Raw genomic sequence first — 24,410 nt, 5'->3', positions numbered from 1 at the left:
GTCCCCGCCACCACCACCAACTCCGGCGCCCCGGTCGCGTCCGACGCGCACGCGATGACCGTCGGCGCCGACGGCCCGATCGCCCTGCACGACCACTACCTCGTCGAGAAGCTCGCGCAGTTCAACCGCGAGCGCGTCCCGGAGCGCGTCGTGCACGCCAAGGGCGGAGGTGCGTTCGGCACGTTCACCGTGACGCACGACGTGTCGGCGTACACCCGTGCGGCGCTCTTCCAGCCGGGCGCCACCACCGAGTTGCTCGCGCGCTTCTCCACGGTGGCCGGTGAGCAGGGCTCCCCCGACACGTGGCGCGACCCGCGCGGCTTCGCGCTGAAGTTCTACACGTCCGAGGGCAACTACGACCTCGTGGGCAACAACACCCCCGTGTTCTTCATCCGGGACGGCATCAAGTTCCCCGACTTCATCCACTCCCAGAAGCGCCTGCCGGGCTCGCACCTGCGTGACAACGACATGCAGTGGGACTTCTGGACGCTGTCGCCGGAGTCGGCGCACCAGGTGACGTGGCTCATGGGCGACCGCGGCATCCCTGCCACGTGGCGCCACATGGACGGGTTCGGCTCGCACACCTACCAGTGGATCAACGCGGCCGGCGAGCGGTTCTGGGTCAAGTACCACTTCCGGACGCAGCAGGGCATCGAGAACATGTCCCCGCAGGACGCCGCGCAGCTCGCCGGGTCCGACGCCGACCACCACATCCGCGACCTGCACGACCACATCGAGGGCGGGGACTTCCCGCGCTGGACGCTCAGCGTCCAGGTCATGCCGTACTCGGACGCCACCGAGTACCGGTTCAACCCGTTCGACCTGACGAAGGTGTGGCCGCACGCGGACTACCCGCTCGTCGAGGTCGGCGTGATGGAGCTCAACCGCAACCCGGAGAACTACTTCGCGCAGATCGAGCAGGCGACGTTCGCGCCGAGCAACTTCGTGCCCGGCATCGCGGCCAGCCCGGACAGGATGCTGCTCGCGCGGATCTTCTCCTACGCCGACGCGCACCGGTACCGCGTCGGGACGAACCACGCGCAGCTCCCGGTGAACGCGCCGGTGGCACCGGTGCACTCCTACTCGAAGGACGGCGCGGCGCGGTACCACTTCGAGTCGGCCGCGACGCCTGTCTACGCACCGAACTCGGTCGGCGGCCCTGCCGCGGACCCGTCGCGCACCAGCGACGGCGGGTGGGAGTCCGACGGCGCGCTCGTCCGCACGGCGGCGACGCTGCACCCGCAGGACGACGACTTCGGCCAGGCGGGCACGCTCTACCGCGAGGTCTTCGACGACGCGGCACGCGCACGGTTCCTCGACACGATCACGGGTCATGTGGGCGGCGTCATGAGCGCGGACATCCGTGAGCGCGCGATCGGGTACTGGACGGCCGTCGACGCCGGGCTCGGCGTCGCGCTGCGGGAGCGCCTCACGGCGATCGACGCCCCGGTCGAGACCGGTGAGCCCGGGACCGCGAGCCTGCCGGTGGCCTGACCCCGGCACCGCACGGGCCGCACACCGGCCAGGGCGGCCCCGCACCCGAGGGTGCGGGGCCGCTCGCGCGTGCGGCCGGATGACGTCCGCCGCCCGCGGGGTCCGCCGTCCCACGCCCGCGCGATGAGAGGATCGAGGCATGAGCCACACCACCGACGACGCCGCAGCGGACGCGGCCGTGCAGGCCACCCGCGACATCGCCGACGTCGCCGCCGTCGAGGTCATCACCGCGGCGGCCGTGCACCTCATGAGCGCGGCGGCGGTCAAGTGCGGTCTCGCGGAGGACGACGCGGGCGGACCGGGCGACCGGCACCGCGACCTCGACGAGGCCCGCAAGCTGATCACGGCGCTCGCCGCGCTCGTCACGACGTCCGCGCCCGACATCGGCAACCAGCACGCCCGCTCGCTGCGCGACGGCCTGCGCTCGCTGCAGCTCGCGTTCCGCGAGGCCTCGCCCTTCCCGGACGCACTCGGCGAGGGGCCGGGCGAGAAGTTCACCGGCCCCGTGTCCTGACGGCACGGACCGCGGGCCGCTCACCCGCCGCGGCCGAGGACGACCTGCTCGGGTGGCGCGACCGGCGCGCACCCCTGTCCGCCTACGTCGTCCTCGAGCTCGAGGACGTGCCCACCTGCGTGCGCCTGCGGGCGTCCGACGCGGTGCGCGAGCAGATCCTCGCGCGCCGCGTCACCGGGCTGCGCGCACGGTCGGAACGGTTCGTCCGCGAGGTGCTCAGGACCCGGCGACACGTGCCGTGAGCCCACCACCGCGCCACGTCGAGGCGGGGTGGGCCCACCTATCCTGGGGCCATGACCGGACCGAGCGGCCCCACCCCCGACCCCGGGCACCCGCGCGACGCGCCGCCGACCTCGTCACCGACCGCACCGCTGCCGCCGGGCTGGGCGGGCCCTGCCCCGACTCACGCGTCCGACCAGCCGGGGCCGTGGCCGTACGTCGAGCCCGCACCGCGGCGCCGGGGGCGCGCGACGACGGTGCTCGCGCTCGTCCTGGTCGTCGTGCTCGCGACGGCCGGCGTGCTCGGCTGGCGGCTGTGGACGACGACGAGCGCGTGGCAGCGGTCCGCCGCCGGCTGGGAGGAGCTGGCGCGGACGCACGGCGAGCAGCTCGCGCAGGTGCAGGCCGAGCTCGAGGCGACGACGGGCGAGCTCGGGGCGACCCGCGCCCAGCTCGCCACCGCGCAGACGCGCATCACCGAGCTCGCCGACGAGAAGGCGCAGCTCGGGGACTCGACGGCCGCGCAGCAACAGCTCGCCGACTACCAGCAGCGCGTCTCCCAGGCGGCCGGCCAGGTCGCGACCGCGCTGGCCAACTGCGTGGACGGGCAGGAGCGCCTCATCGGGTACCTCCAGGACGTGGCCGACTACGACGCGGCCGACCTCGCACGCTTCCGCGCCGACGTCGAGCGGGTGTGCGGCGCCGCGAGCGACGCCAACGCGGCGCTGCAGGACGAGCTGTCCCGATGAGGACCACCCGGGTCGGCGCGCTCGCGCTCGTCGCGCTCGTCGCGCTCCTCGCAGGGTGCGCGTACCTGCCCGACCCGCCGGCGCCCGTGCCGTCCAGCGTGGTGCCGAGCGCGGCACCGGTGCCGACCGCGGCGGCGGAGGGCTCGCAGCTCTCCCCCGACGGCTTCGACGCCGCGCAGCGCATGGCGGTCCGGATCCGCAACATCGGCTGTGGCGGCCTGTCGACGGGGTCGGGCTTCGCGCTCGACGAGCACACGCTCATCACCAACCGGCACGTCGTCGCGGACTCGGCCGAGCTCCAGCTCAGCACGTACGACGGGCGCGACGTGGCCGCCGAGGCCGCCAGCACCGCCGCCCTGGCGGACCTCGCGGTCGTCCGCACGGTCGACGCGCTGCCCGCGGCACCCTTGCTCGCCGACGCGGACCCGCAGGTCGGCGACCCGGTCACCGTCGTCGGCTACCCGTTGGGCCGCCAGCTGACCATCACCGACGGCCGCGTCTACGCCGCGGTCACCGACCCGTTGAACGCGAACCTCGGCGAGGTGCTCATCACCGACGCGGCGGTCGAACCGGGCAGCTCGGGGTCGGCCGCCCTCGACGCCGAGGGCCGCGTCATCGGGGTCGTCTACGCCAAGAACGTGGACGGCATGAGCTACCTGGTGCCCGTGAGCACGCTGCGGGCCATGCTGGGTGACGACCAGGCGTTCGCCCCGGCACCGACCTGCGGCTGAGCCCGCGAGCGCGCCCACGCCACCGAGGGGATCCGTCAGATGACCGAGCGCAGCTTCGACCCGGCCGGCCTGACCCGCGTCGCACAGGACACGTTCACCGTCCGCCGCGTGTTCGGCGAGGCGTACGAGCGTGACGGGCAGCTCGTCGTGCCCGTGGCGCGTGTGACCGGCCTGACGGGTGCCGGTGCGGGCAGCGGCGGCGGCGACGTGACACCCGGCGCCGACCACGGCACCGAGCAGCGGGAGGGTGGCCCCGGCGGGCGCGCGGCGCACGGCACGGGCGACGGCGGCGGTGGTGGGTTCGCCGCGCACGTCACACCCGTCGGCGTGTTCGTCGTCGACGACGACGGTGCGCACTGGCGGCCGGCGGTGGACGTGAACCGCGTGGTCCTCGGCTGGCAGGTCGTCGCGACGCTGGTCGGCTGCGTGGGTGCGCTGGCCTGGGCGGTGCGCCGGCGCTGACGCCCGGGTCAGGCGGGCCGGACCCGCAGCTCGAGGGAGTCGACGCGCGCGGCGACGACCGGGTCGTGCGCGAGCGCCTCGTTCACCTGCCGAAGGACGCGGTCCAGGGTCGGGCGATCGAGGCCGGGGAGCAGCCCGAGCTCGACGGCGACCTCGGCACGCGCACCGGGCACCGCGTCCGCGTGGGCGACCAGGCGCACGTCGGCGACCGCCGCGCGCACCGCCGCCCGGACGTCGTCGGCGACGTGACCGTCCTGCACGGCCGGCCGCCAGGCGAGCCCCTGCGCGAGCGCGTAGACGGCCGTCCGCGGCAGGACGACGGTCGTGGGGCCTGCGGCGTCGACGACCAGGACCTCCCAGCCCTCGGCGACGGCCGACAGCGCGGCGCGCGGCACCGCCGTCGGGACGGGTCGCGCGTCGGCGCGCCACCGCGTCATGGTCTCGACGCCCGTGAACACCGGCAGCGCCGTCCGGCCGTCGGGGGTGCGCAGCGCGACGATGCCCGCCGACGCCTCCTTGTCGACGGTGTGCGCGTGGCCGTCGTGCTCGACGACGTCGGCGGCCTCGAGCTCGGCCAGGACGGGGACGAGGACGCGCGTGGGCGCGATCGCGACGACGACGTCGGCGAGCGTGGCCGCACCCTGCCCGTAGCGTGCGAGGACGCCGGCAAGGTCCGGGTCGGCCGAGCCGTCGTCCCCGGCGAACGGGGACGACGGCGGGAGCTCGCGGCCCGTCACGGGCGGCCGGCGACGTCCAGGGCCTGCGGCAGCGTGAACGCCCCCGCGTACAGGGCCTTGCCGACGATCGCACCCTCGACGCCGACGGCCACGAGCGTGCGCAGCGCGCGCACGTCGTCCAGGCTGGACACGCCCCCGGACGCGACGACGGGCGCCGACGTGCGCGCACACACCTCGCGCAGCAGGTCCAGGTTGGGTCCGCGCAGCGTGCCGTCCTTGGTGACGTCGGTGACGACGTAGCGCGAGCAGCCCGCGTCGTCGAGGCGCGCGAGGACCTCCCACAGGTCCCCGCCCTCCTGCGTCCAGCCGCGCGCCGCGAGCGTCGTCCCGCGCACGTCGAGCCCCACCGCGACCTGCTCGCCGTGCGACGCGATGACGCGGGCCGTCCACTCGGGGTCCTCGAGGGCCGCCGTGCCGAGGTTGACGCGCGTCGCCCCGGTCGCCAGGGCGCGCGCGAGCGACTCGTCGTCACGGATGCCGCCTGACAGCTCGACCTTGACGCCCTTGGCCGCCAGGTCCGCGGCGACCTTGCCGAGCAGGACCGCGTTCGTGCCACGCCCGAAGGCCGCGTCGAGGTCGACGAGGTGGATCCACTCCGCGCCCCCGGCGTACCAGTCGAGCGCGGCGGCCAGCGGGTCCCCGTAGGCTGTCTCGGTGCCGGCCTCGCCCTGCACGAGACGCACGGCCTGGCCGCCTGCGACGTCGACGGCGGGCAGCAGCTCGAGCCTGGGCTCACGCGTGGAAGTCATGGGTCCTCTCCGGGTGGGGTCCGCACCGGCCCGGGGCCGGTGCGGGGCGGTGCTCAGCGCAGCGAGCCGACCCAGTGGGACAGCAGCTGCGCGCCGGCGTCGCCGGACTTCTCGGGGTGGAACTGGGTAGCCGTCAGCGGGCCGTTCTCGACCGCGGCGACGAAGCGCCCTCCGTGGTCCGCCCACGTGACCAGCGGGGCGGGCAGCGGGTGCTCCCCAACGGTGGGCACGTCGTGCAGCGGGAAGGTCCGCGCGGCGTAGGAGTGGACGAAGTAGAACCGCTCGTCCGCGAGGCCGTCGAACAGGACGGAGCCGGCCGGCGGCTCCACCTGCGCCCAGCCCATGTGCGGCACGACGTCCGCCTCGAGGCGGTCGACCACGCCGGGCCACTCGCCCAGGCCGTCGGTCTCGACGCCGTGCTCGACACCCTGGGCGAACATCACCTGCATGCCCACGCAGATGCCGAGCACGGGACGTCCCCCCGCGAGGCGGCGGTCGACGATCTGGTCGCCACCGACGGCGCGGAGCCCGGCCATGCACGCGGCGAACGCGCCGACGCCGGGGACGACGAGACCGTCGGCGTCGAGGGCCGCCTTCTTGTCGGCGGTCAGCTCGACGTCGGCACCGACCCGGGCGAGCGCGCGGACCGCGGACCGCACGTTGCCGAAGCCGTAGTCGAGAACGACGACACGGGGAGACACGACCCCAGGGTAACCACGGGCGCGGGTGCACCCGGACGGCCGTCCGAGGTCCGGACCGCGCGGACCCGGCCGCTCAGCGGCGGTGCGACGCCAGCAGCCGCATGGCCTTCCAGCGCGAGAGCCCCACCGACGACACGACGCCCTCGACCTCGCCCGCCGGCAGCTCGCCGAGCAGCAGGTCCTCCAGCACGGGCGGCGCGCCGGACAGCACGAGCCCCGCGGGCAGGTCCTTCTGGTGCTCGCCGCCGATCCACTGGGACGCCGAGATCGTCCCCTCGCGCCGCTCGAGCAGCACCACGGGCACCTGGCGCAGCAGCCGCGACACCGCGCCCGCGGCGGCCGTGCCGGCGGCCGCGTCGCGCAGCACCGCGAGCGCGCCGACCGGCGACGGCACCACGTCGACGTCGACCTTGGCGAGCGAGCACGCGGCCGCGAGCGCGTCGGCCACGGCCACCTGCGTGACGACGACGGCCACGCTGGGCGGCCGGGCGGCCTCCAGGCCCGACAGGTCGTCGGGGACGTCGACGCCGCCGAGGTCGTCCTCGCTCACAGGGCGCCCTTGGTCGAGGGGACGCCGTCGACGCGCGGGTCGAGGGCCACGGCCGCGCGCAGCGCGCGCGCCAGGGCCTTGAACTGCGCCTCGACGATGTGGTGCGGGTCGCGGCCCGCGAGCACGCGGACGTGCACGGTGAACGCCGCGTGGTGCGCGATGGACTCGAGCACGTGCGACGTGAGCGAGCCCGTGAAGTGCCCGCCGATGAGGTGGTACTCCTGCCCCGCCGGCTCGCCGGTGTGCACCAGGTACGGGCGCCCGGACACGTCGACGACGGCCTGGGCGAGCGCCTCGTCGAGCGGCACCGTCGCGTCGCCGTAGCGCGCGATGCCGCGCTTGTCGCCCAGGGCCTGGCGCAGGGCCTGCCCCAGGACGATCGCCGTGTCCTCGACCGTGTGGTGCACGTCGATGTGGGTGTCGCCGGTGGCCCGGACGGTCAGGTCGATCAGCGAGTGCTTGCCGAGCGCGGTGAGCATGTGGTCGAAGAACGGCACGCTGGTGTCGATCTGCGTGCGCCCGCTGCCGTCGAGGTCGAGCTCGACCATGACGCTCGACTCGCTCGTGCTGCGCTCGATGCGCGCCGTGCGGCGGGCGGGCCCGTCGTCCTGTGGGCTCATCGTCCCGTCACCTCCACCAGGGCGTCCGTGAACGCCGCCGTCTCCCCCGGGGTGCCGATCGACACCCGGAGCCATCCCTCGGGACCCGTGACGCGCACGAGGACGCCGCGGTCGAGCAGACCCTGCCAGACCGCGTCGCGATCGTCGAACCGGCCGAACAGCACGAAGTTCGCGTCCGAGTCCGCGGCCTCGAACCCCCGGCCCCGGAGCCAGGAGACGAGGGCGTCACGCTCGGCGCGCAGCGCGCCGACCTGCGCCATCAGCTCCGGCGCGTGGCGCAGCGCGGCGCGCGCGACGGCCTGCGTGACGGCCGACAGGTGGTACGGCAGGCGGACGACGCGCAGCGCGTCCACGAGCTCGCGCGAGGCCGACAGGTAGCCCACACGGGCGCCCGCGAGCCCGAAGGCCTTCGACATCGTGCGGCTGACGGCCAGGTGCGGGTGCGCGTCGAGCAGCTCGAGCGCCGAGGGGGTGCCGGCGCGCCGGAACTCGCCGTACGCCTCGTCGACGACGACGACGCACCCGCCGGGAACGCGAGCGGCCGCGTCGAGCACGGCACGCACGGTCGCGGGCGGCAGCGCCGTGCCCGTCGGGTTGTTGGGGCTGGCGAGCAGGACGACGCTCGGCGCGTGCGTCGCGATGGCGGCGCGGGCGACGTCGGGGTCGAGCGAGAAGTCCTCGGCACGCTGCCCGACGACCCAGCCGGTCGACGTGTCACGTGCGTACTCCGGGTACATCGAGTACGTCGGGGCGAACGACAGGGCCGTGCGACCCGGCCCGCCGAACGCCTGGAGCACGTGCAGCATGATCTCGTTCGAGCCGTTCGCGGCCCACATCTGCTCGGGCTCGCGGTGCACGCCGGACTCGACCTCGAGGTACGCCGCGAGGTCCGCGCGCAGGTCCGCGAAGTCGCGGTCCGGGTACCGGTTGAGCCCGCGGGCGGCCTGGGCGACCGAGGCCGCGACGTCCGCGACGACCTCCTCGGACGGCGCGTACGGGTTCTCGTTGACGTTGAGCAGCACCGGGACGTCGAGCTGCGGCGCACCGTACGGCTCGAGGCCGACGAGCTCGGGACGCAGCGGCAGCGTGCCGGACGACAGGTCAGGGGCGGCGGTCACGCCCCTGAGTCTAGGTTCAGCGACGCCGCAGCCGGCCGCGCCTCCCGCCCGCCGGTCCGTGTCGGCGTGCCGACGTACGCTGCCGGACATGCCCCCGGACACCGCCGCTCCCGCGACCGTCGTCGATCGCACCGCGCTGCGCGAGCAGGCCGAGGAGGTGCTGCGCGCCCTCGTCGGCCGCGACGACGCGCGCCTGCACGACGACCAGTGGCAGGCCGTGGAGGCGCTGGTCGCCGACCGGCGCCGGGTGCTCGTCGTGCAGCGCACGGGCTGGGGCAAGTCGGCCGTGTACTTCGTCGCCACCGCGCTGCTGCGCCGCGGGGCGGCCGGTCCCCCGCGCGGCGCGACCATCATCGTCTCGCCCCTGCTCGCGCTCATGCGCAACCAGGTCGACGCCGCGCGCCGGGCCGGCATCGCGGCCGAGACGCTGAACTCCGCCAACCAGCAGGACTGGGACGGCGTGCACGCGCGCATCGCCGCCGGCGAGGTCGACGTCCTGCTGGTCTCCCCCGAGCGCCTCAACAACCCGGGGTTCCGCGACGAGGTGCTGCCGCGGCTCGCGAGCGACGCCGGACTCGTCGTGGTCGACGAGGCGCACTGCGTGTCGGACTGGGGGCACGACTTCCGGCCCGACTACCGGCGCATCGGCACGCTGCTCGCGGACCTGCCGCCCGGCGTCCCCGTGCTGGCGACGACCGCGACGGCGAACGCGCGCGTGACCGCGGACGTCGCCGAGCAGCTCGCCGTCACCCACGACCCGGCGCACGACGGCGATCCGTCGACGGACGGGACGAGCACGGACGGGACGAGGACCGACGGCACGAGCGCGGACGGCACGCTCGTGCTGCGCGGCACGCTCGACCGCCCCAGCCTGCGGCTGCAGGTCACGACGCTGCCGGACGTCGCGACCCGGCTCGCGTGGCTCGCCGCGACGCTCCGGACGTTCGAGGGCTCGGGCATCGTGTACTGCCTGACGGTCGCCGCGGTCGAGCAGGTCACCGCGCACCTGCGGGCCGCGGGCCTCGACGTGCGGGCGTACACCGGGCAGACCGACCCGACCGAGCGCGAGCACGCCGAGGCCGACCTGCTCGCCAACCGCGTCAAGGCGCTGGTCGCGACGTCGGCGCTCGGCATGGGTTACGACAAGCCCGACCTCGGGTTCGTCGTGCACGTCGGCGCGCCGTCCTCCCCCATCGCGTACTACCAGCAGGTCGGCCGCGCCGGGCGTGCGACGGCGCGCGCCGACGTCGTGCTGCTGCCGGGTCACGACGACCAGGCGATCTGGGAGTGGTTCGCCTCCACGGCGTTCCCACCGGAGGACCAGGTCCGGGCCACGCTCGCCGCGCTCGACGCGCACGGCACCCTCTCGACGGCCGGGCTCGAGACGTTCGTGAGCCTGCGCCGCAGCCGGCTCGAGGGCATGCTCAAGGTGCTCGACGTCGACGGCGCGGTGCGGCGCGTGCGCGGCGGGTGGGAGTCCACCGGGCAGCCGTGGGCGTACGACGGTGAGCGGTACGCCCGCGTGACGGCCGCCCGCCGTGCCGAGCAGCGCACGATGCTCGACTACCAGGCGACCGAGGGGTGCCGCATGGCCTTCCTGCGCGCCGCGCTCGACGACCCGGACCTGCCCGACGGGTGGCGGTGCGACCGGTGCGACCGGTGCACCGGCACCGCGGTCGGCGCAGTGCCGGACGCGACGGCGGTGGACCACGCGCGCGACCTGCTCGCCGTGCCCGGTGAGCCCGTCACGGCGCGGCGGCAGTGGCCCAGCGGCCTGTCGGCCCTCGGCCTGGACCTCAAGGGGAAGATCGCTGCCGACGAGCAGACCGGCGAGGGGCGTGCCGTGGGGCGCCTCGACGCCCTCGGCTGGGGTGGGCCGCTGCGCGAGGCCCTGCGCGAGCAGGTGCCGACGGAGCTGCCGGGCTCGCTCCGTCCTGCGGTCCGCACCGTGCTCGAGGCCTGGGAGCCGCAGGTCGACGTGGTCGTCGCGGTCGCGTCGCAGACCCGTGCTGCGCTGGTCGAGCACCTGGCCGCGGGCACGGCGCGCCTGCTCGGGGTGCCGCTGCTCGGCGCACTGGTCCCGACCGGGTCGCCGTCGCGGCACGACGTCAACTCGGCCCAGCGCCTCGCCGACGTGCTACGGCACCTGGATCTGCCGCCCGAGGTCGCCGCGGGCGTCGCCGGGCAGCGCGTGCTGCTCGTCGACGACCGCACCGACACCGGGTGGACGCTCACGGTCGCCGGTCGCCTGCTGCGGCGCGCGGGTGCGACCGAGGTGCTGCCGTTCGTGCTCGGCGTCGGCTGAGCGCGGGCGCCCGCCGGCGCTCAGAACCGTGCGCGGATCGCCTCGCCGTGCGCCGGCAGGCGCTCCGCCTCGGCGAGCGCGACGACGCGGTCGGCGACGGCCGCGAGCGCGTCCGCGTCGTACTCGATGACCTGCACGGCACGCAGGAACGAGTGCACACCGAGCCCGCTGGCGAAGTGCGCGCAGCCGCCCGTGGGCAGGACGTGGTTCGATCCGGCCATGTAGTCGCCGAGCGAGACGGGTGACCACGGGCCGACGAAGATCGCCCCGGCGCTCGTGACGCGGTCGGCCCACGCCGCGGCGTCGACCGTCTGGATCTCGAGGTGCTCGGCGCCGTACGCGTTGACGACGTCCAGGCCCGCCTCGAGGTCGTCGACCAGCACGATCGCCGACTGCGAGCCCCGCAGCGCGGTGACGACCCGCTCGCGGTTCGCCGTGATCTCCACGCGGTCGATGAGCTTGGCCTCGACGGCGCCGGCCAGCTCGACCGACGGCGTGACCAGCACGGCCGCGGCCAGCGGGTCGTGCTCGGCCTGGGACACGAGGTCCGCGGCGACGTGCACGGGGTCGGCCGTCGCGTCGGCAAGGATCGCGATCTCGGTCGGCCCGGCCTCGGAGTCGATGCCGACGAGCCCGCGCACCATCCGCTTGGCGGCCGTGACGTACACGTTGCCGGGGCCGGTGATGACGTCGACGGACTCGCACAGCGTCTCGCCGTCCACGTCGTCGCTGCCCGCGGCCCCGTACGCGAGCATCGCGACGGCCTGCGCGCCGCCGACCGCGTAGACCTCGTCGACGCCGAGCAGCGCGCACGTCGCCAGCACGACCGGGTCGGGCAGGCCGCCACGGTCCTTCTGCGGCGGCGAGACGACCGCGAGCGAGGTGACCCCGGCCTCCTGCGCCGCGACGACGTTCATGACGACCGACGACGGGTAGACCGCGAGCCCGCCGGGCACGTAGAGCCCCACGCGCCGGACGGGCAGCCAGCGCTGCCGCACCTGCGCGCCGGGCGCCACGTCGACCGTGAAGTCCTGCGGGCGCTGCGCGGCGTGCACGCGGCGCACGCGCACGATCGTCTCCTCGAGCGCGGCCCGCACCTGCGGGTCGAGCGCGGCGGCGGCGTCGGCGACGACGTCGGCCGGCACCCGCAGGTGCACGGGCCGCACGCCGTCGAGGCGTTCGGACAGCTCGCGCAGCGCGGCGGCGCCCCGGGTGCGGACGGCCTCGAGGATCGGGGCGACGACCTCGGTCGCGTGCTCGACGTCGAGCTCGGCCCGGGGCAGCTCGGCGAGCAGCTCACGACGTGAGGGACGACGACCGCGCAGGTCGATGCGGGAGATCACGGCGTCGAGTCTAGGCCGCGACCGCCGGTCCCCGCCGCGCGGTCCGGACGGCGATCAGCCGGCGTCGTCGTAGCGGGCCGCGCGGTCCGGGAACAGCTCGTCCCAGGGGCGGACCGGCCGTCCGGCGCAGTGGTCGTCGAGCTGGTCGAGGATCACGTGCCAGCCGCCGCCGTACCCGCGGGCGGCGGACGCGTCGAGCGCGGTGTGCGCGAGCACCAGCACAGCACCGCCGGCCTCCGGCGTGACGGTCACCCGCACGCGCGAGACCGGCTCCCCGGGGAACCGCCAGGTGAGCTCGAGGGCCTCCGGCGGCTCGCAGGCGAGGATCTCGCCCCGCGCGACGTCAGCGGCGTCGGGGTCGTCGTCCCCCATGCGCAGCTCGTAGGTGCCGGCCGGGCGCAGGTCGCCGTGCAGCGCGCCGATCCAGCGGCGCGCGCGGTCCGGTGTGGTGAGGGCCTGCCAGAGGTCCTCCGGGCTCGTCGGGAACGCGCGGCGGAAGGTGACCCGGGCGCCGTCGTCGCCGATCGCGACGGTGCCGTCCTGCGGGGTGCGGGTGCTCATGCGTCCTCCTCGTGCCGTGCGGGGGCCCCGGTCGGGGTGTCGTGCCCACCGTGCGTCCTGACCGTGCGACGTCCACGTGCGACCTCCGTGCCGAGCGCGTCGAGGCGCGGCGACCACGCGCGCACGACGGACGCGGCCCACTGCCCCACCTCGTCCAGCGCCTCGGTCCGCAGGGCGTACAGCCGGACCGTCCCGAGCGGCCGGGCGACGACCACTCCCGCTTCGCGCAGCACGCGCAGGTGCCGCGAGACGGCCGGCTGGCTGATGCCGAACTCGGCGCCGGCAGCGGCGGCGAGCTCGCCCGCGGGCCGTTCGCCGGCGCCGATGAGCTCGACGAGGCGGCGGCGGACGGGGTCGCCCAGGGAGTCCATCGGGTGCACGGCGCCCATCTTTCCAGGTTGCGTTATATAACGCAACGGTTAGCGGGCTCCTGCCACACTGGTGCCGTGCCCCACGACGACGAGCCCATCCGCCTCGGCCAGTTCCTCAAGCTCGGCGGCATCGCTGAGACCGGCGGCCAGGCCCGCGCGCTGCTCGACGACGGCGCGGTCACCGTGAACGGCGAGCCCGAGTCCCGCCGCGGCCGGCAGCTACGCCCCGGCGACGTCGTCGAGGTCGACCTCCCGAGCGGCGTCAGGCAGGCGACCGTCCAGGCCTGACGCCCGCCTCAGGACGCCAGGCAGCTCGGCCCGAGCAGGGCCTTGAGGTCCCCGAAGAGCGACGGCGAGCGCTCGACCCGCAGGCCGTCGTCGAGCCGCATGAGGATCGCCCGGCCCGGGCTCGTCAGCCGCAGGTGCACCTCGGTCACCCCCGGGTGCGTCGAGAGCACCTCCCGCAGCCGCTCCACGACGGGCGGCGTGCAGCGGCCCTCGGCGAGCGAGACCACCACCGGCGAGTCCGCGGCCTGCGACGTGTCGGGGATCGACACCTCCATGGCCTGCAGCTGCAGGGTGTCGTCGCGCTGCCGCACCCGCCCGCGCACGACGAGCACCGCGTCCTCCGCCAGGACCGTCGAGTAGGCGAGGTACGTCTCGCCGAAGAACATGATCTCGACCGAGCCCGCCATGTCCTCCAGCGTCACCGCTGCCCACGGGTTGCCCTGCTTCGACATCTTGCGCTGCAGGCTCGTCACGAGGCCCGCGACGACGACCGTCGACCCGTCGGGGCGCGCCTCGTCGGCCAGCAGCGTCGCGATCGAGACGTCCGCCTGCGCCGACAGGACGTGCTCGAGCCCCGACAGCGGGTGGTCGGAGACGTACAGGCCGAGCATCTCGCGCTCGAACGCGAGCCGCTGCTTCTTGTCCCAGTCGGGCAGGTCGGGGATCGACACCGCGATGCCCGTGCCCGTCTCGTCGTCGCCCGCCAGGTCCGCGAACAGGTCGAACTGGCCCGTGGCCTCCTTGCGCTTGACGTCGATGACCGCGTCGACCGCCTGCTCGTGCACGAGCAGCAGCGCCCGCCGCGGGTGGCCCAGGGAGTCGAACGCCCCCGCCTTGACGAGGGACTCGATGGTCCGCTTGTTGCAGACCACCGCGGGCACCTTGTCGAGGAAGTCGGTGAACGACGTGAACGCGCCCTTCTCCTCCCGGGACGCCACGATCGCGTCCACGACGTTGGCGCCCACGTTGCGCACGGCCGTGAGCCCGAACCGGATGTCGGAGCCGACGGCCGTGAAGTTCGCCGACGACGAGTTGACGTCCGGCGGCAGCACCGTGATGCCCATGTGCCGGCACTCGCCCAGGTACAGCGCCGACTTGTCCTTGTCGTCGCGCACGCTCGTGAGGAGCGCCGCCATGTACTCGGTCGGGTAGTTCGCCTTGAGGTAGCCCGTCCAGTAGGACACGACGCCGTACGCGGCCGAGTGCGCCTTGTTGAACGCGTACCCCGCGAACGGGACCAGCACGTCCCAGACGGCCTTGATGGCGGCGTCCGAGTAGCCGCGCTCCCGCATGCCCGCCTGGAAGGGCACGAACTCCTTGTCGAGCACCTCCTGCTTCTTCTTGCCCATCGCGCGGCGCAGCAGGTCGGCCTGTCCGAGCGAGTACCCGGCCAGCACCTGCGCGGCCTTCTGCACCTGCTCCTGGTACACGATCAGGCCGTGCGTCACGCCGACGACGTCCTCGAGCGGCTCGACGAGCTCGGGGTGGATCGGCTCGACCGCCTGCAGCCCGTTCTTGCGCAGCGCGTAGTTCACGTGCGAGCTCATGCCCATCGGCCCCGGGCGGTACAGCGCGATGACGGCCGAGATGTCCTCGAAGTTGTCGGGGCGCATCTGGCGCAGCAGCGAGCGCATCGGCCCGCCGTCGAGCTGGAACACCCCGAGCGTGTCGCCGCGTCCCAACAGCTCGTACGTCGGCGGGTCGTCGAGCGGGACCTCCTCGATGAGGATCGCCGGCTTGCCGTTCATCACGATGTTCTCGAGCGCGTCGTCGAGGATCGTGAGGTTGCGCAGGCCCAGGAAGTCCATCTTGATCAGGCCGAGGGCCTCGGACGCGGGCTGGTCGAACTGCGTGATGATCGCGCCGTCCTGTGGGCGCTTCATGATCGGGATGATGTCGAGCAGCGGCTCGCTGGACATGATGACGCCGGCCGCGTGCACGCCCCACTGCCGCTTGAGGTTCTCCAGGCCGCGCGCGGTCTCCAGGACGCGCTGCGCCTCCGGGTCCGCCGCGACGACCTGCCGGAACTCGTCCGCCTCCGCGTACCGCGGGTGCTCGGGGTCGTACATCCCCGACAGCGGGATGTCCTTGCCCATGACCGCCGGCGGCATCGCCTTGGTCAGCTTCTCCCCCATCGCGAAGGGGAAGCCGAGCACGCGCGACGCGTCCTTCAGCGCCTGCTTGGCCTTGATGGTGCCGTAGGTGACGATCTGGCAGACCCGGTCGTCGCCGTACTTGTCGGTGACGTACCGGATGACCTCGCCGCGCCGCCGCTCGTCGAAGTCGACGTCGACGTCGGGCCAGGACACGCGCTCGGGGTTGAGGAACCGCTCGAAGATCAGGCCGTGCTCGAGCGGGTCGAGCTCGGTGATGCCCATCGCGTACGACGCCATCGACCCGGCCGCCGACCCGCGGCCCGGCCCGACGCGGATGCCCTGCTTCTTGGCCCAGTTGATGAAGTCGGCGACGACGAGGAAGTAGCCGGAGAACCCCAGCTGCGTGATGACCCCCGTCTCGTAGTCGGCCTGCGCGCGCACGGCGTCCGGGATCGCGCCGTGGTACCGCCGCAGCAGGCCGTTCTGGACCTCCTTGACGAACCAGGAGTCCTCGTTCTCGCCCGCGGGCACGGGAAAGCGCGGCATGTAGTTGGCGCCGGTGTTGAACTTCACCTCGCACTGCTCGGCGACCAGGAGCGTGTTGTCGCACGCCTCGGGCAGCTCCGCCCACGTGCGACGCATCTCGGCGGCGGACTGCACGTAGTAGCCCGTGCCGCCGAACGCGAACCGCGAACCGCCGTTGTCGCTCGTGGGCTCGTCGAGCGTCGACCCGGACTGCACCGCGAGCAGGACCTCGTGCGCGTGCGCGTCCTCCTCGCGCGTGTAGTGCAGGTCGTTCGTCGCGATGAGCGGTGCGTCGATGGCCTCGGCGACGCGCAGCAGGTCCTTGAGGACACGACGCTCGATGTCGAGCCCGTGGTCCATCAGCTCGACGTAGAAGTACTCCTTGCCGAAGATGTCCTGCAGCTCGCCCGCCGCCCGCACGGCCTCGTCGTAGTGCCCCAGCCGCAGGCGGGTCTGCACCTCGCCCGACGGGCACCCGGTCGAGGCGATCAGGCCGTCCGCGTACCGCGTGAGCAGCTCGCGGTCCATGCGCGGCCACTTGCCCATCTGCCCCTCGACCGAGGCCAGCGACCCCATCCGGAACAGGTTGTGCATGCCCTCGGTGGTGCGGCTCAGCAGCGTCAGGTGCGTGTAGGCGCCGCGGGCCGAGACGTCGTCCGCGGCCTGGTGCGCCTCGCCCCAGCGCACACGGTTCTGGTCGAACCGGCTCGTGCCGGGGGTGACGTACGCCTCGACCCCGATGATCGGCTTGATGCCGCGGTCGGTCGCCTTCTGCCAGAACTCGTAGGCACCGAACAGGTACCCGTGGTCGGTGATCGCCATCGCCGTCTGACCCAGACGTGCGGCCTCGTCGAGCATCTCGCCGATGCGCGCCGCGCCGTCGAGCATCGAGTACTCGCTGTGCACGTGGAGGTGGACGAAGGACGGGTCCGGGGATCCTCCAGCAGCCATGCGGGCGATCCTACGTCGCCCCACCGACGCTCAGGAGTACGCGCCCCGGAGCGTCTCGAGTCCCGCGACGAGGTCGTCGGGGTACTCGCTGGTCGCCTGGAACCACTGCCCGGTGCCGGGGTGCTCGAATCCGAGCCGCATCGCGTGCAGCCACTGCCGCGACACGCCGAGGCGCGTCGCGAGCGCCGGGTCGGCCCCGTAGGTGAGGTCGCCGACGAGGCTGTGCCGCAGCGCCGCGAAGTGCACGCGGATCTGGTGCGTCCGGCCCGTCTCCAGGTGGATCTCGACGAGCGAGGCACCCGGCAGCATCTCGAGGACCTCGTAGTGCGTGATCGACGGCTTGCCGTCCGCGACGACCGCGAACTTCCAGTCCGACGACGGGTGGCGGCCGATCGGCGCGTCGATGGTGCCCGTGGTCGGCGACGGGTGCCCCTGCGCGAGCGCGTGGTAGACCTTCTCGACCGTGCGCTCCTTGAACGCGCGCTTGAGGACCGTGTAGGCGTGCTCGCTCTTGGCGACGACCATGAGGCCCGACGTGCCGGCGTCGAGCCGGTGCACGATCCCCTGCCGTTCCGCCGACCCCGACGTCGAGATGCGGTAGCCGGTCGCGGCGAGCGCACCGACCACGGTGGGCCCGGACCACCCCGGCGACGGGTGGGCCGCCACCCCGACCGGCTTGTCGACGACCACGAGGTCGTCGTCGTCGTGGACGATCCGCATGCCCGGGACCGGCTCGGGTACCACGACGGGCACCTCCGCCGCCGCCGGCGCGAGGTCGACCTCGAGGTAGGTGCCGGCGACGAGCCGGTCGGACTTGCCCACCGGTCGCCCGTCGACCCGGACGGCGCCCTCGGCCGTCAGCTCCGCCGCGCGCGTGCGCGACAGCCCGAGCAGCCGTGCGAGCGCGGCGTCGACCCGCTCCCCCGCCAGCCCCTCCGGCACGGGCAGGGCACGGGTGCCGCTCACGCGGCACCGTCCCGGACGTCCGCGGCGGGCGGGGACGTGTCGTCCGCGCGGGGGTCGTCGGGCCCGGCGTCGGGCGCCTGGTCGTGGGCCGGGTCCCGGGTGCCGTCGACGTGCACGCCCCGCGCCGTCAGCCCCACGATCAGCACCGCGGCCACGACGATCGCGATGTCGGCGACGTTGCCGACGAACAGTCGTCCGTAGGCGAGGAAGTCGATGACGTGGCCCTCCAGCGGACCGGGCTCGCGGACCATCCGGTCGACGAGGTTACCGAGCGCACCCCCGAGCAGCAGCCCGAGCGCGACCGCCCACCCGCGCGACCCGATGCGTCGCGAGACCCGCACGATGACGACGACGACGACCGTGGCGACGATGGTCAGGACCCACGTCATGCCGGTCGCGATCGAGAGCGCGGCACCGGGGTTGCGGACCAGCTGCAGGCCGAACAGGTCACCCAGCAACGGCGTGCGGTCCCCGGGCTCGAGCGTCGCGACGGCCCAGGCCTTGGTGAGCTGGTCGACGACCAGGACGACGAGGGTGAGCGCGATCAGCGCCCGCAGGAGCCGACGCCGCCGGGCCGGGTCCACCGCCGCGACCCCGGCGACGCTCGCGGCGTCGCCGGGGATCGCAGCAGGTCGGGATCGCTCGTCGGGCAGGGCGGTCTCGTCGTCGGTCGTGGGCACCGCTGGAGTCTACGGGCGGCTCAGCGGCGCTCCTCGCGCTGCTTGCAGGTCACGCACAGCATCGCGCGCGGGAACGCCTGCAGGCGCGCCTTGCCGATGCCCTGCCCGCACGACTCGCACACGCCGAACGTGCCGGCCGCCAGGCGGTCGAGCGCGTGGGACGTCTGCTCGAGCAGGTCGCGCGTGTTGTTGACGAGCGTGAGCTCGTGCTCGCGCTCCAGCGCGGACGAGCCGGAGTCGGCCTGGTCGTCACCGGCGCCGTCGCCGGAGTTGCGGAGCAGGTCGGACAGCTCGGCATCGGCTGCGACGAGCTCCTCGGTGAGCCGGATGCGCTCGGCCGTCAGGTCGTGGGCCACCTCGTCGATCTCGGCCCGGGTCCACGGATCCTCGCCGTCCCGTACCGGCAGCAGTGCCACCAGTGCGTCCCGTCCCTCGTCGGACCCCATCGTCAGTGTGCTCAGTGCGTCGTTCATGGTCACGGACGTTCCCCCCGTCTCGAGTCCCGCGACTGTATGCGCGTCTGCGTCCGCGCACAACACCACGAGACGGGCACGCGTCGGCGGCGACACGCCGCGGCGACCAGCACCGGCGCCCCGACGAGCAGCTCGCCCGGCCCCGCGGCCGACAGGGCCGGCCAGGGGGGCGCGCATGCCTGTCCGTGGCACGACGACGCCGCCGGGGGCAGGCACAGGCCCCCGGCGGCGGACGACGGTCAGATGCTCTGGCTCTCCGGCACCGGCTGTCCCTGGCCGGACCGCGGCGGCAGCGCGTTGCCCCGGTTTTCCAGGTCGCCGAGGAGGTTCTCGAGGTAGCTCTTGAGGCGCGTGCGGTAGTCCCGCTCGAACACGCGCAGCTCGTCGATCTTGCGCTCGAGGAGCGAACGCTCCTGCTCGAGCTGGCCGAGCGTGCGCTGCGACGTCTCCTCCGCCTCGCGCACGATGCGGTTCGCCCGGGTCTTCGCCTCGTTGATGAGGCGGTCGGACTCCTCCTGGCCGCTGCGCACGTAGTCGTCGTGCAGCTTCTGCGCCAGGGCGAGCATGCCGGTGGCCGACTCGGGCTCGTTGCCCCGGACCTGGGCCGACGAGGACGCGACCGGCGGCTGCGCGAGCGCGGGCACCGGTGCTGCCTGGACGGGTGCGGGCGGCGGCGTCGGCTCCGGCGTGGGCTCGGGCTTCGGCGCGGGCGCGGCCTGCTGCGCACCGGCGCGGCTCAGCTCGGCGATGCGGCGCTCGGCGGCGGCCAGCTTCGTCTTGAGGTCGTCGTTCTCGCCCTGGACGTCGCGCAGGGTGTTGACGACCTCGTCCAGGAAGTCGTCGACCTCGTCCTGGTCGTAGCCCTCCCTGAACTTCGTCGCCTGGAACTTCTTGTTCAGGACGTCGTCTGCGGTGAGCAGTGCCATCGTCGTCACCTCTGTCGGTCGTACTGGCTCTGGCCGGCGGCAGTCAGTCCACCGACCGCCTCGGGCCACGGTAGCGGAGAATCCGGGCGGGGCACGCCTCGCGACACTCCCGTGCCGTGAGCCGTTCCCCGGGTTCCGGGGCCCGCGGCACGGCGTGCCGGGGCGCTCACGAGACCCGTCCGAGGACCTGGAGCAGCAGCGAGCAGCCCAGCGCCAGGACCAGGAACGCGAGGTCCAGACGCACCGAGCCGATGCCGATCGGCGGCAGGAAACGGCGCAGGAGCCGCAGCGGCGGGTCGGTCACCGAGTACGTCACCTCGGCCACCACGAGCGCGATGCCCGAGGGCCGCCACTCCCGCGCGAAGAACTGGACCCAGTCCAGCACGAGGCGCACGAGCAGCAGCAGGAAGAAGACGAGGACGACCAGGTAGAGCAGGCTGGCGATGAGGCGCACGCGTCAACTCTGGTTGTAGAAGCCGGAGCGTGTCGAGGGCTCCGGCGCCGGAGCGGTCGTGTCACCCGCGAGCTCGACGTGCGCGGGTGAGAGCAGGAAGACCTTGCTCGTCACGCGCTCGATCGCGCCGTGCAGGCCGAAGATCAGGCCGGCGGAGAAGTCGACGAGACGCTTGGCGTCCGCGTCGTCCATGTCGGTGAGGTTCATGATGACGGGCGTGCCCTCGCGGAACGCCTCGCCGATCTTGCGCGCGTCGTTGTACGACCGCGGGTGGATCGTCGTGATGCGACGAAGGTCACCCCCGTCGCGCGGGGCGGGTGCGGCCTGCACGCGCGGCGAGCGGTGCAGCGGCATCACCTGCGCCTCGTAGGTGTCCTCGGGCACGGCGGCCTCCGCCTCCTCGTACTCCTCGAGGTAGTCCTCGTGGTCGGACCGGTCGTCGGCCAGGCCGAGGTACAGCATCGTCTTGCGCAGCGCTCCGGCCATCGCGTCGTCTCCCATCCGCCGGGCCTCCCCGACTCCTGCGCCCCGCACGACCGGGGCCTGGCCGTGGACCGGCCCGGTCCGGTGTCGGACGTCCCTGCGCAGGTGACGCTAGCAACGGGCGGGCGCGACGGCCCCGCCGACACGCGGGCGTGTCGCGACGGGCTCGTCGACGTCACCCGGCCAGGGGACCGTCGGTGCCGAGCAGCCGCACCACGCCCGCGAACCGCCCGGTGGCCGCCGCGCCCTCGTGCACGGCGCGGCGGTGGGAGTACAGCTGCGGGTCGGCGTAGGTGTCACGGCCGTCGACGTGCACCGTGCCGACCCCGCAGCGCAGCAGCACGGCACGCACGCCCGCCGTGAGATCGACCGCCGGCGTGCCGGCGGCGGTGCGGGCCGCGGCCTCCGGCACGACCGCGGCGACGTCGTCGCGCATCGCGGCGGGTACCTCGTAGGACGCGCCGGCGATGCAGGGGCCGACTGCGGCGACGATGCGTGCCGGGTCCGCGCCGGCGCGGACCATCGCCCCGACGGTCGCCTGCAGGACCCCGGCGACGAGACCGGGCCGCCCGGCGTGGGCGGCCGCGACGACCCGTGCGCGCGGGTCGGCGAGGAGCACGGGGGCGCAGTCCGCGACGTACACGCCGAGCGCGACGTCGGCCGACGTCGTCACGAGGCCGTCGGCGCGCGACCCGCCCGTGCCGCGACCGGGTCGCACCACGACGACGTCGGCGCCGTGCACCTGGGTCGCGAAGACCACCGGTACCCCCACCCGGCGCTCGAGCGCACCCCGGTGGGCGGTGACCACGCCGGGGTCGTCGCCGACCGCGTCACCGAGGTTCAGGCCTTCCCAGGGCGGGGCGCTGCGGCCGCCACGGCGGGACGTGAACCCCCCGAGCACCCCGGCGCCGAGCGGCACGACGTCGAGCTCGACGTCGTGCTCCGGCGCGGGGTGCCCGGGCATCGCCCGACTACTTGAGGAAGTCGGGCACGTCGAGCTCGTCGCGCTCGCGCCGTGCGGGCTCCTCGGACAGCACCCGGGGCACCTCGAGCGACCCCGTGACAGGGGCGGGCTCGCCGTGCGACGACAGGAACGCCGGCATGTCGGGGCGCGGGTCGCCGGGCCTGCCGGTGCTGCGCAGCGTGCCGACGGGGACGAGGTCCTCGTCCGGCACGTGCACGGGCCGCAGCGTCGGGGCCGCGGACGCACCCGGCAGGCTCGTCACGGGGGCGACGGCCGGCACCTGCCGGGCGGTCGCACCGCTGACCTGACCGAGCGCACGCGCGTCGTGCCGGACGACCGGGCCGCCGTTGTCGAAACCCGCGGCGATGACCGTGACGCGCACCTCGTCGCCGAGGGCGTCGTCGATGACGGCACCGAAGATGATGTTCGCCTCGGCGTGCGCGGCCTCCTGCACCAGGCGTGCCGCCTCGTTGATCTCGAACAGGCCGAGGTCGGACCCGCCCTGGATCGACAGCAGCACGCCGTGCGCCCCGTCGATGCTGGCCTCGAGCAGGGGCGAGGAGATCGCCATCTCGGCGGCCTGCACGGCGCGGTCCTCGCCCCGGGCGAAGCCGATGCCCATGAGTGCGGACCCCGCACCCTGCATGACGGACTTCACGTCGGCGAAGTCGAGGTTGATGAGGCCCGGGGTGGTGATGAGGTCGGTGATGCCCTGGACGCCGGACAGCAGCACCTGGTCCGCCGAGTGGAACGCGTCGAGCACGGACACCGAGCGGTCGGAGATCGACAGCAGCCGGTCGTTCGGGATCACGATGAGCGTGTCCACCTCGGCCCGCAGGGCCTCGATGCCGGCGTCTGCCTGGACCGAGCGGCGACGCCCCTCGAAGGTGAACGGGCGCGTGACGACACCGATCGTCAGTGCGCCGAGCGCCCGTGCGATGCGCGCGACCACGGGTGCGCCGCCGGTGCCGGTGCCACCGCCCTCGCCCGCCGTGACGAAGACCATGTCGGCGCCACGCAGGACGTCCTCGATCTCCTCGGAGTGGTCCTCGGCCGCCCTCTTGCCGACCTCGGGGTCGGCGCCGGCGCCGAGACCGCGCGTGAGCTCACGCCCGACGTCGAGCTTGACGTCGGCGTCGGACATCAGCAGCGCCTGGGCGTCGGTGTTGACGGCGATGAACTCGACACCCTTGAGGCCGACCTCGATCATGCGGTTCACGGCGTTGACGCCACCCCCGCCGATGCCGACGACCTTGATGACCGCCAGGTAGTTCTGCGGAGCTGCCACGGTGGGTACCTCTCGTTCGCGGGTCGCGGCGTGCCGGGCCGCTGGTGCTCGTCCCGACTCGCGGGACGCGGGTCGTGCTGTCAACCTTCACCTTCAGGTTGAAGGTGAGAGTTATGTCAGATGTCCTGTCGTGTCGTGACGGTAGGTGCCGACCCCCGCGGTATCAACGACCTCCGTGCGCGTGTCGGCGGGTTCACCATGTGGAGATCTGACGCGCACGCCCCGGACGCGCTCATCGCGTGATGGGCATGCGCGGCGCGGAGACGTCGAAGACGCTCGCGCCACCGGCGGACGGCGCCGCCCGCAGCGCCGCGAGCACCGCGATCTTCAGCGGGGTCTCGTCCGCGCTCCCCCACTCGATACGTGGCCCGCCGCCGCGCAGCTGCATCGCGACGGTGTCCTGCGTGGCGGCCGACACCGACTCCACCTGCGCCAGCAGGTCGGCCGGCAGCTGCTCGAGCACCCGCAGGACCGCCGACAGCGTGCGCTGGTCCCCCACCGGGACGTCCACGACCGGCAGCCCCTCGGGTGCCGTCTCGGCGCGACCCACCTGCACGCCCTGCTCGTCGAGCAGCACGAGCCCGGTGGCCGGCGCGTCCTCCGGGACCGCGGCCACAGGTTCGCGCGACACGAGCTGGACGGCCAGGCCGTGGGGCCACTCGCGCACCACGCGCGCCTCGCGGACGCCGGGCACCTGCAGGACCCGGTCCCGCAGCGTCACCGTGTCGAGGCGCGGCAGCGGCGTCCCGGCGCGCTCCGCGACGACCGCCAGCACCTGGTCGACCGCGACCACGGTGCCCGCGCCCGACACCTCGACCTCCGCAGGATCCAGCGCGAGCACCGGCGAGACGAGCAGGAGCCAGCCCAGCAGGCCGGTGCCCAGCAGCCCCCCGGCGACGGCGAGCACCTGACGGCGCGCCAGGTTGCGACGGGCACGAGCACGCTCGGCGAACCGGTCGCGGGACGTGGTCGAGACCACGGCGGGGCGCACGGGGCCGCTGAACCGGCCGACCGTGTACGTCGTGACGTTGCGCGACGTCGCGGCCGCCCGACCGTCGACCTGGGGCACCGGCCCTGTCCGGGGCGATCGCA

Annotated in this window: 27 protein-coding genes; 8 read left to right on the top strand and 19 right to left on the bottom strand. The window is 74.2% G+C overall.

The features are described from left to right. Nucleotides 1–54 precede the first annotated feature (54 nt). The 6 genes from OKX07_RS08735 to OKX07_RS08710 all read left to right on the top strand — a co-directional run bounded on the left by OKX07_RS08735 (nucleotide 55) and on the right by OKX07_RS08710 (nucleotide 4,169). On the top strand, nucleotides 55–1,494 hold the full coding sequence (locus tag OKX07_RS08735) for a catalase (protein WP_265631866.1): 1,440 nt from the start codon (nucleotides 55–57) through the stop codon (nucleotides 1,492–1,494). A gap of 139 nt (nucleotides 1,495–1,633) precedes the next feature. Beyond that, nucleotides 1,634–2,008: a DUF1844 domain-containing protein gene (locus tag OKX07_RS08730; RefSeq protein ID WP_265631433.1), complete on the top strand. Its 375-nt coding sequence runs from the start codon at nucleotides 1,634–1,636 to the stop codon at nucleotides 2,006–2,008. Then, nucleotides 2,005–2,250: an FBP domain-containing protein gene (locus OKX07_RS08725; RefSeq protein ID WP_265631865.1), complete on the top strand. Its 246-nt coding sequence runs from the start codon at nucleotides 2,005–2,007 to the stop codon at nucleotides 2,248–2,250. The genes OKX07_RS08730 and OKX07_RS08725 overlap by 4 nt, the downstream gene beginning before the upstream one ends. A 51-nt stretch (nucleotides 2,251–2,301) precedes the next feature. Beyond that, nucleotides 2,302–2,976 (top strand): hypothetical protein, encoded by a 675-nt coding sequence (locus OKX07_RS08720; protein WP_265631432.1) that lies wholly within the window; start codon nucleotides 2,302–2,304, stop codon nucleotides 2,974–2,976. Continuing rightward, on the top strand, nucleotides 2,973–3,707 hold the full coding sequence (locus tag OKX07_RS08715; protein WP_265631431.1) for a S1C family serine protease: 735 nt from the start codon (nucleotides 2,973–2,975) through the stop codon (nucleotides 3,705–3,707). Before OKX07_RS08720 ends, OKX07_RS08715 begins: the two co-directional genes overlap by 4 nt. 39 nt (nucleotides 3,708–3,746) lie before the next feature. Further along, entirely contained in the window at nucleotides 3,747–4,169 is a 423-nt protein-coding gene (locus tag OKX07_RS08710) for a spore germination protein GerW family protein (RefSeq protein WP_265631430.1), read from the top strand. 8 nt (nucleotides 4,170–4,177) lie between these two features. Here the strand turns inward: OKX07_RS08710 and OKX07_RS08705 are convergent, their stop codons facing one another. The 6 genes from OKX07_RS08705 to OKX07_RS08680 form a co-directional block, all read right to left on the bottom strand. Continuing rightward, nucleotides 4,178–4,906: an SseB family protein gene (locus OKX07_RS08705; RefSeq protein ID WP_265631429.1), complete on the bottom strand. Its 729-nt coding sequence runs from the start codon at nucleotides 4,904–4,906 to the stop codon at nucleotides 4,178–4,180. Continuing rightward, nucleotides 4,903–5,655 (bottom strand): bifunctional 1-(5-phosphoribosyl)-5-((5-phosphoribosylamino)methylideneamino)imidazole-4-carboxamide isomerase/phosphoribosylanthranilate isomerase PriA, encoded by a 753-nt coding sequence (gene priA, locus OKX07_RS08700; RefSeq protein ID WP_265631428.1) that lies wholly within the window; start codon nucleotides 5,653–5,655, stop codon nucleotides 4,903–4,905. The genes OKX07_RS08705 and priA overlap by 4 nt, the downstream gene beginning before the upstream one ends. A gap of 53 nt (nucleotides 5,656–5,708) precedes the next feature. Further along, nucleotides 5,709–6,356 carry an imidazole glycerol phosphate synthase subunit HisH gene (gene hisH / locus OKX07_RS08695; protein ID WP_265631426.1) on the bottom strand — a complete coding sequence of 216 codons (648 nt, stop codon included), beginning with the start codon at nucleotides 6,354–6,356 and terminating at the stop codon, nucleotides 5,709–5,711. Between the two features lie 73 nt (nucleotides 6,357–6,429). Then, entirely contained in the window at nucleotides 6,430–6,906 is a 477-nt protein-coding gene (locus tag OKX07_RS08690; RefSeq protein WP_265631425.1) for a hypothetical protein, read from the bottom strand. Next, nucleotides 6,903–7,526, bottom strand: a complete 624-nt coding sequence (gene hisB, locus OKX07_RS08685) for an imidazoleglycerol-phosphate dehydratase HisB (protein ID WP_265631424.1) — start codon at nucleotides 7,524–7,526, stop codon at nucleotides 6,903–6,905. The genes OKX07_RS08690 and hisB overlap by 4 nt, the downstream gene beginning before the upstream one ends. Beyond that, the gene (locus OKX07_RS08680) at nucleotides 7,523–8,644 is read right to left on the bottom strand and encodes a histidinol-phosphate transaminase (protein WP_265631423.1); all 1,122 of its coding nucleotides are present in this window, start codon (nucleotides 8,642–8,644) and stop codon (nucleotides 7,523–7,525) included. The genes hisB and OKX07_RS08680 overlap by 4 nt, the downstream gene beginning before the upstream one ends. A gap of 88 nt (nucleotides 8,645–8,732) precedes the next feature. Between OKX07_RS08680 and OKX07_RS08675 the strand changes: the two genes are divergently transcribed. Further along, nucleotides 8,733–10,949, top strand: coding sequence for a DEAD/DEAH box helicase (locus OKX07_RS08675; protein WP_265631422.1), 2,217 nt, complete (start codon nucleotides 8,733–8,735; stop codon nucleotides 10,947–10,949). A 20-nt stretch (nucleotides 10,950–10,969) separates the two neighbouring features. Here OKX07_RS08675 and hisD read toward each other — a convergent pair whose 3' ends face one another. From hisD to OKX07_RS08660, 3 genes are read right to left on the bottom strand one after another with little or no spacing between them, the layout of a single operon-like run. After that, on the bottom strand, nucleotides 10,970–12,292 hold the full coding sequence (gene hisD, locus OKX07_RS08670) for a histidinol dehydrogenase (RefSeq protein WP_265631421.1): 1,323 nt from the start codon (nucleotides 12,290–12,292) through the stop codon (nucleotides 10,970–10,972). Between the two features lie 54 nt (nucleotides 12,293–12,346). Continuing rightward, nucleotides 12,347–12,853 (bottom strand): SRPBCC family protein, encoded by a 507-nt coding sequence (locus tag OKX07_RS08665; RefSeq protein ID WP_265631419.1) that lies wholly within the window; start codon nucleotides 12,851–12,853, stop codon nucleotides 12,347–12,349. Beyond that, on the bottom strand, nucleotides 12,850–13,242 hold the full coding sequence (locus tag OKX07_RS08660; protein WP_322746838.1) for a metalloregulator ArsR/SmtB family transcription factor: 393 nt from the start codon (nucleotides 13,240–13,242) through the stop codon (nucleotides 12,850–12,852). The genes OKX07_RS08665 and OKX07_RS08660 overlap by 4 nt, the downstream gene beginning before the upstream one ends. 57 nt (nucleotides 13,243–13,299) lie before the next feature. Between OKX07_RS08660 and OKX07_RS08655 the strand changes: the two genes are divergently transcribed. Further along, complete coding sequence (locus tag OKX07_RS08655; RefSeq protein ID WP_265631418.1) at nucleotides 13,300–13,512, top strand: RNA-binding S4 domain-containing protein; 213 nt, start codon at nucleotides 13,300–13,302, stop codon at nucleotides 13,510–13,512. Nucleotides 13,513–13,520: 8 nt separating this feature from the next. On the opposite strand, the gene dnaE is transcribed toward OKX07_RS08655, so the two are convergent. The 10 genes from dnaE to OKX07_RS08605 form a co-directional block, all read right to left on the bottom strand. Next, a complete protein-coding gene (gene dnaE, locus OKX07_RS08650) occupies nucleotides 13,521–17,084 on the bottom strand; it encodes a DNA polymerase III subunit alpha (RefSeq protein ID WP_265631417.1) in 3,564 nt (1,187 codons plus the stop codon). 30 nt (nucleotides 17,085–17,114) lie between these two features. Then, nucleotides 17,115–18,050: an RluA family pseudouridine synthase gene (locus OKX07_RS08645; RefSeq protein ID WP_265631415.1), complete on the bottom strand. Its 936-nt coding sequence runs from the start codon at nucleotides 18,048–18,050 to the stop codon at nucleotides 17,115–17,117. Next, the gene (lspA, locus tag OKX07_RS08640) at nucleotides 18,047–18,730 is read right to left on the bottom strand and encodes a signal peptidase II (protein WP_265631414.1); all 684 of its coding nucleotides are present in this window, start codon (nucleotides 18,728–18,730) and stop codon (nucleotides 18,047–18,049) included. The genes OKX07_RS08645 and lspA overlap by 4 nt, the downstream gene beginning before the upstream one ends. A 20-nt stretch (nucleotides 18,731–18,750) precedes the next feature. Further along, nucleotides 18,751–19,203, bottom strand: coding sequence for a TraR/DksA family transcriptional regulator (locus tag OKX07_RS08635; protein ID WP_416220850.1), 453 nt, complete (start codon nucleotides 19,201–19,203; stop codon nucleotides 18,751–18,753). Between the two features lie 239 nt (nucleotides 19,204–19,442). Continuing rightward, nucleotides 19,443–20,129, bottom strand: a complete 687-nt coding sequence (locus tag OKX07_RS08630) for a DivIVA domain-containing protein (protein WP_265631413.1) — start codon at nucleotides 20,127–20,129, stop codon at nucleotides 19,443–19,445. A gap of 166 nt (nucleotides 20,130–20,295) precedes the next feature. Next, nucleotides 20,296–20,583 carry a YggT family protein gene (locus tag OKX07_RS08625; protein ID WP_265631411.1) on the bottom strand — a complete coding sequence of 96 codons (288 nt, stop codon included), beginning with the start codon at nucleotides 20,581–20,583 and terminating at the stop codon, nucleotides 20,296–20,298. A 3-nt stretch (nucleotides 20,584–20,586) separates the two neighbouring features. Continuing rightward, on the bottom strand, nucleotides 20,587–21,069 hold the full coding sequence (locus tag OKX07_RS08620; RefSeq protein ID WP_265631862.1) for a cell division protein SepF: 483 nt from the start codon (nucleotides 21,067–21,069) through the stop codon (nucleotides 20,587–20,589). Nucleotides 21,070–21,241: 172 nt separating this feature from the next. Next, nucleotides 21,242–22,030 carry a peptidoglycan editing factor PgeF gene (gene pgeF / locus OKX07_RS08615; protein WP_265631410.1) on the bottom strand — a complete coding sequence of 263 codons (789 nt, stop codon included), beginning with the start codon at nucleotides 22,028–22,030 and terminating at the stop codon, nucleotides 21,242–21,244. A 7-nt stretch (nucleotides 22,031–22,037) separates the two neighbouring features. Further along, nucleotides 22,038–23,318 carry a cell division protein FtsZ gene (gene ftsZ, locus OKX07_RS08610; protein ID WP_265631409.1) on the bottom strand — a complete coding sequence of 427 codons (1,281 nt, stop codon included), beginning with the start codon at nucleotides 23,316–23,318 and terminating at the stop codon, nucleotides 22,038–22,040. 232 nt (nucleotides 23,319–23,550) lie between these two features. Next, a complete protein-coding gene (locus tag OKX07_RS08605) occupies nucleotides 23,551–24,387 on the bottom strand; it encodes a cell division protein FtsQ/DivIB (protein WP_265631408.1) in 837 nt (278 codons plus the stop codon). Between the last annotated feature and the right edge of the window lie 23 nt (nucleotides 24,388–24,410).

The organism is Cellulomonas sp. S1-8, from assembly GCF_026184235.1.
GTDB lineage: Bacteria > Actinomycetota > Actinomycetes > Actinomycetales > Cellulomonadaceae > Cellulomonas.
Note: the sequence above shows the minus strand (reverse complement) of the source record. Positions and strands in the feature narration are given on the sequence as shown.

What these genes read in the sequence shown, in the direction of transcription:
- OKX07_RS08630 (WP_265631413.1), bottom strand. Translation starts at nt 20,129, where the DNA reads ATGGCACTGCTCACCGCAGACGACGTCCTGAACAAGAAGTTCCAGGCG.
- OKX07_RS08665 (WP_265631419.1), bottom strand. Translation starts at nt 12,853, where the DNA reads ATGAGCACCCGCACCCCGCAGGACGGCACCGTCGCGATCGGCGACGAC.
- OKX07_RS08710 (WP_265631430.1), top strand. Translation starts at nt 3,747, where the DNA reads ATGACCGAGCGCAGCTTCGACCCGGCCGGCCTGACCCGCGTCGCACAG.
- priA (WP_265631428.1), bottom strand. Translation starts at nt 5,655, where the DNA reads ATGACTTCCACGCGTGAGCCCAGGCTCGAGCTGCTGCCCGCCGTCGAC.
- dnaE (WP_265631417.1), bottom strand. Translation starts at nt 17,084, where the DNA reads ATGGCTGCTGGAGGATCCCCGGACCCGTCCTTCGTCCACCTCCACGTG.
- OKX07_RS08660 (WP_322746838.1), bottom strand. Translation starts at nt 13,242, where the DNA reads ATGGGCGCCGTGCACCCGATGGACTCCCTGGGCGACCCCGTCCGCCGC.
- OKX07_RS08635 (WP_416220850.1), bottom strand. Translation starts at nt 19,203, where the DNA reads ATGAACGACGCACTGAGCACACTGACGATGGGGTCCGACGAGGGACGG.
- OKX07_RS08735 (WP_265631866.1), top strand. Translation starts at nt 55, where the DNA reads ATGACCGTCGGCGCCGACGGCCCGATCGCCCTGCACGACCACTACCTC.
- pgeF (WP_265631410.1), bottom strand. Translation starts at nt 22,030, where the DNA reads ATGCCCGGGCACCCCGCGCCGGAGCACGACGTCGAGCTCGACGTCGTG.
- OKX07_RS08675 (WP_265631422.1), top strand. Translation starts at nt 8,733, where the DNA reads ATGCCCCCGGACACCGCCGCTCCCGCGACCGTCGTCGATCGCACCGCG.
- OKX07_RS08720 (WP_265631432.1), top strand. Translation starts at nt 2,302, where the DNA reads ATGACCGGACCGAGCGGCCCCACCCCCGACCCCGGGCACCCGCGCGAC.
- OKX07_RS08620 (WP_265631862.1), bottom strand. Translation starts at nt 21,069, where the DNA reads ATGGCCGGAGCGCTGCGCAAGACGATGCTGTACCTCGGCCTGGCCGAC.
- OKX07_RS08715 (WP_265631431.1), top strand. Translation starts at nt 2,973, where the DNA reads ATGAGGACCACCCGGGTCGGCGCGCTCGCGCTCGTCGCGCTCGTCGCG.
- hisB (WP_265631424.1), bottom strand. Translation starts at nt 7,526, where the DNA reads ATGAGCCCACAGGACGACGGGCCCGCCCGCCGCACGGCGCGCATCGAG.
- OKX07_RS08730 (WP_265631433.1), top strand. Translation starts at nt 1,634, where the DNA reads ATGAGCCACACCACCGACGACGCCGCAGCGGACGCGGCCGTGCAGGCC.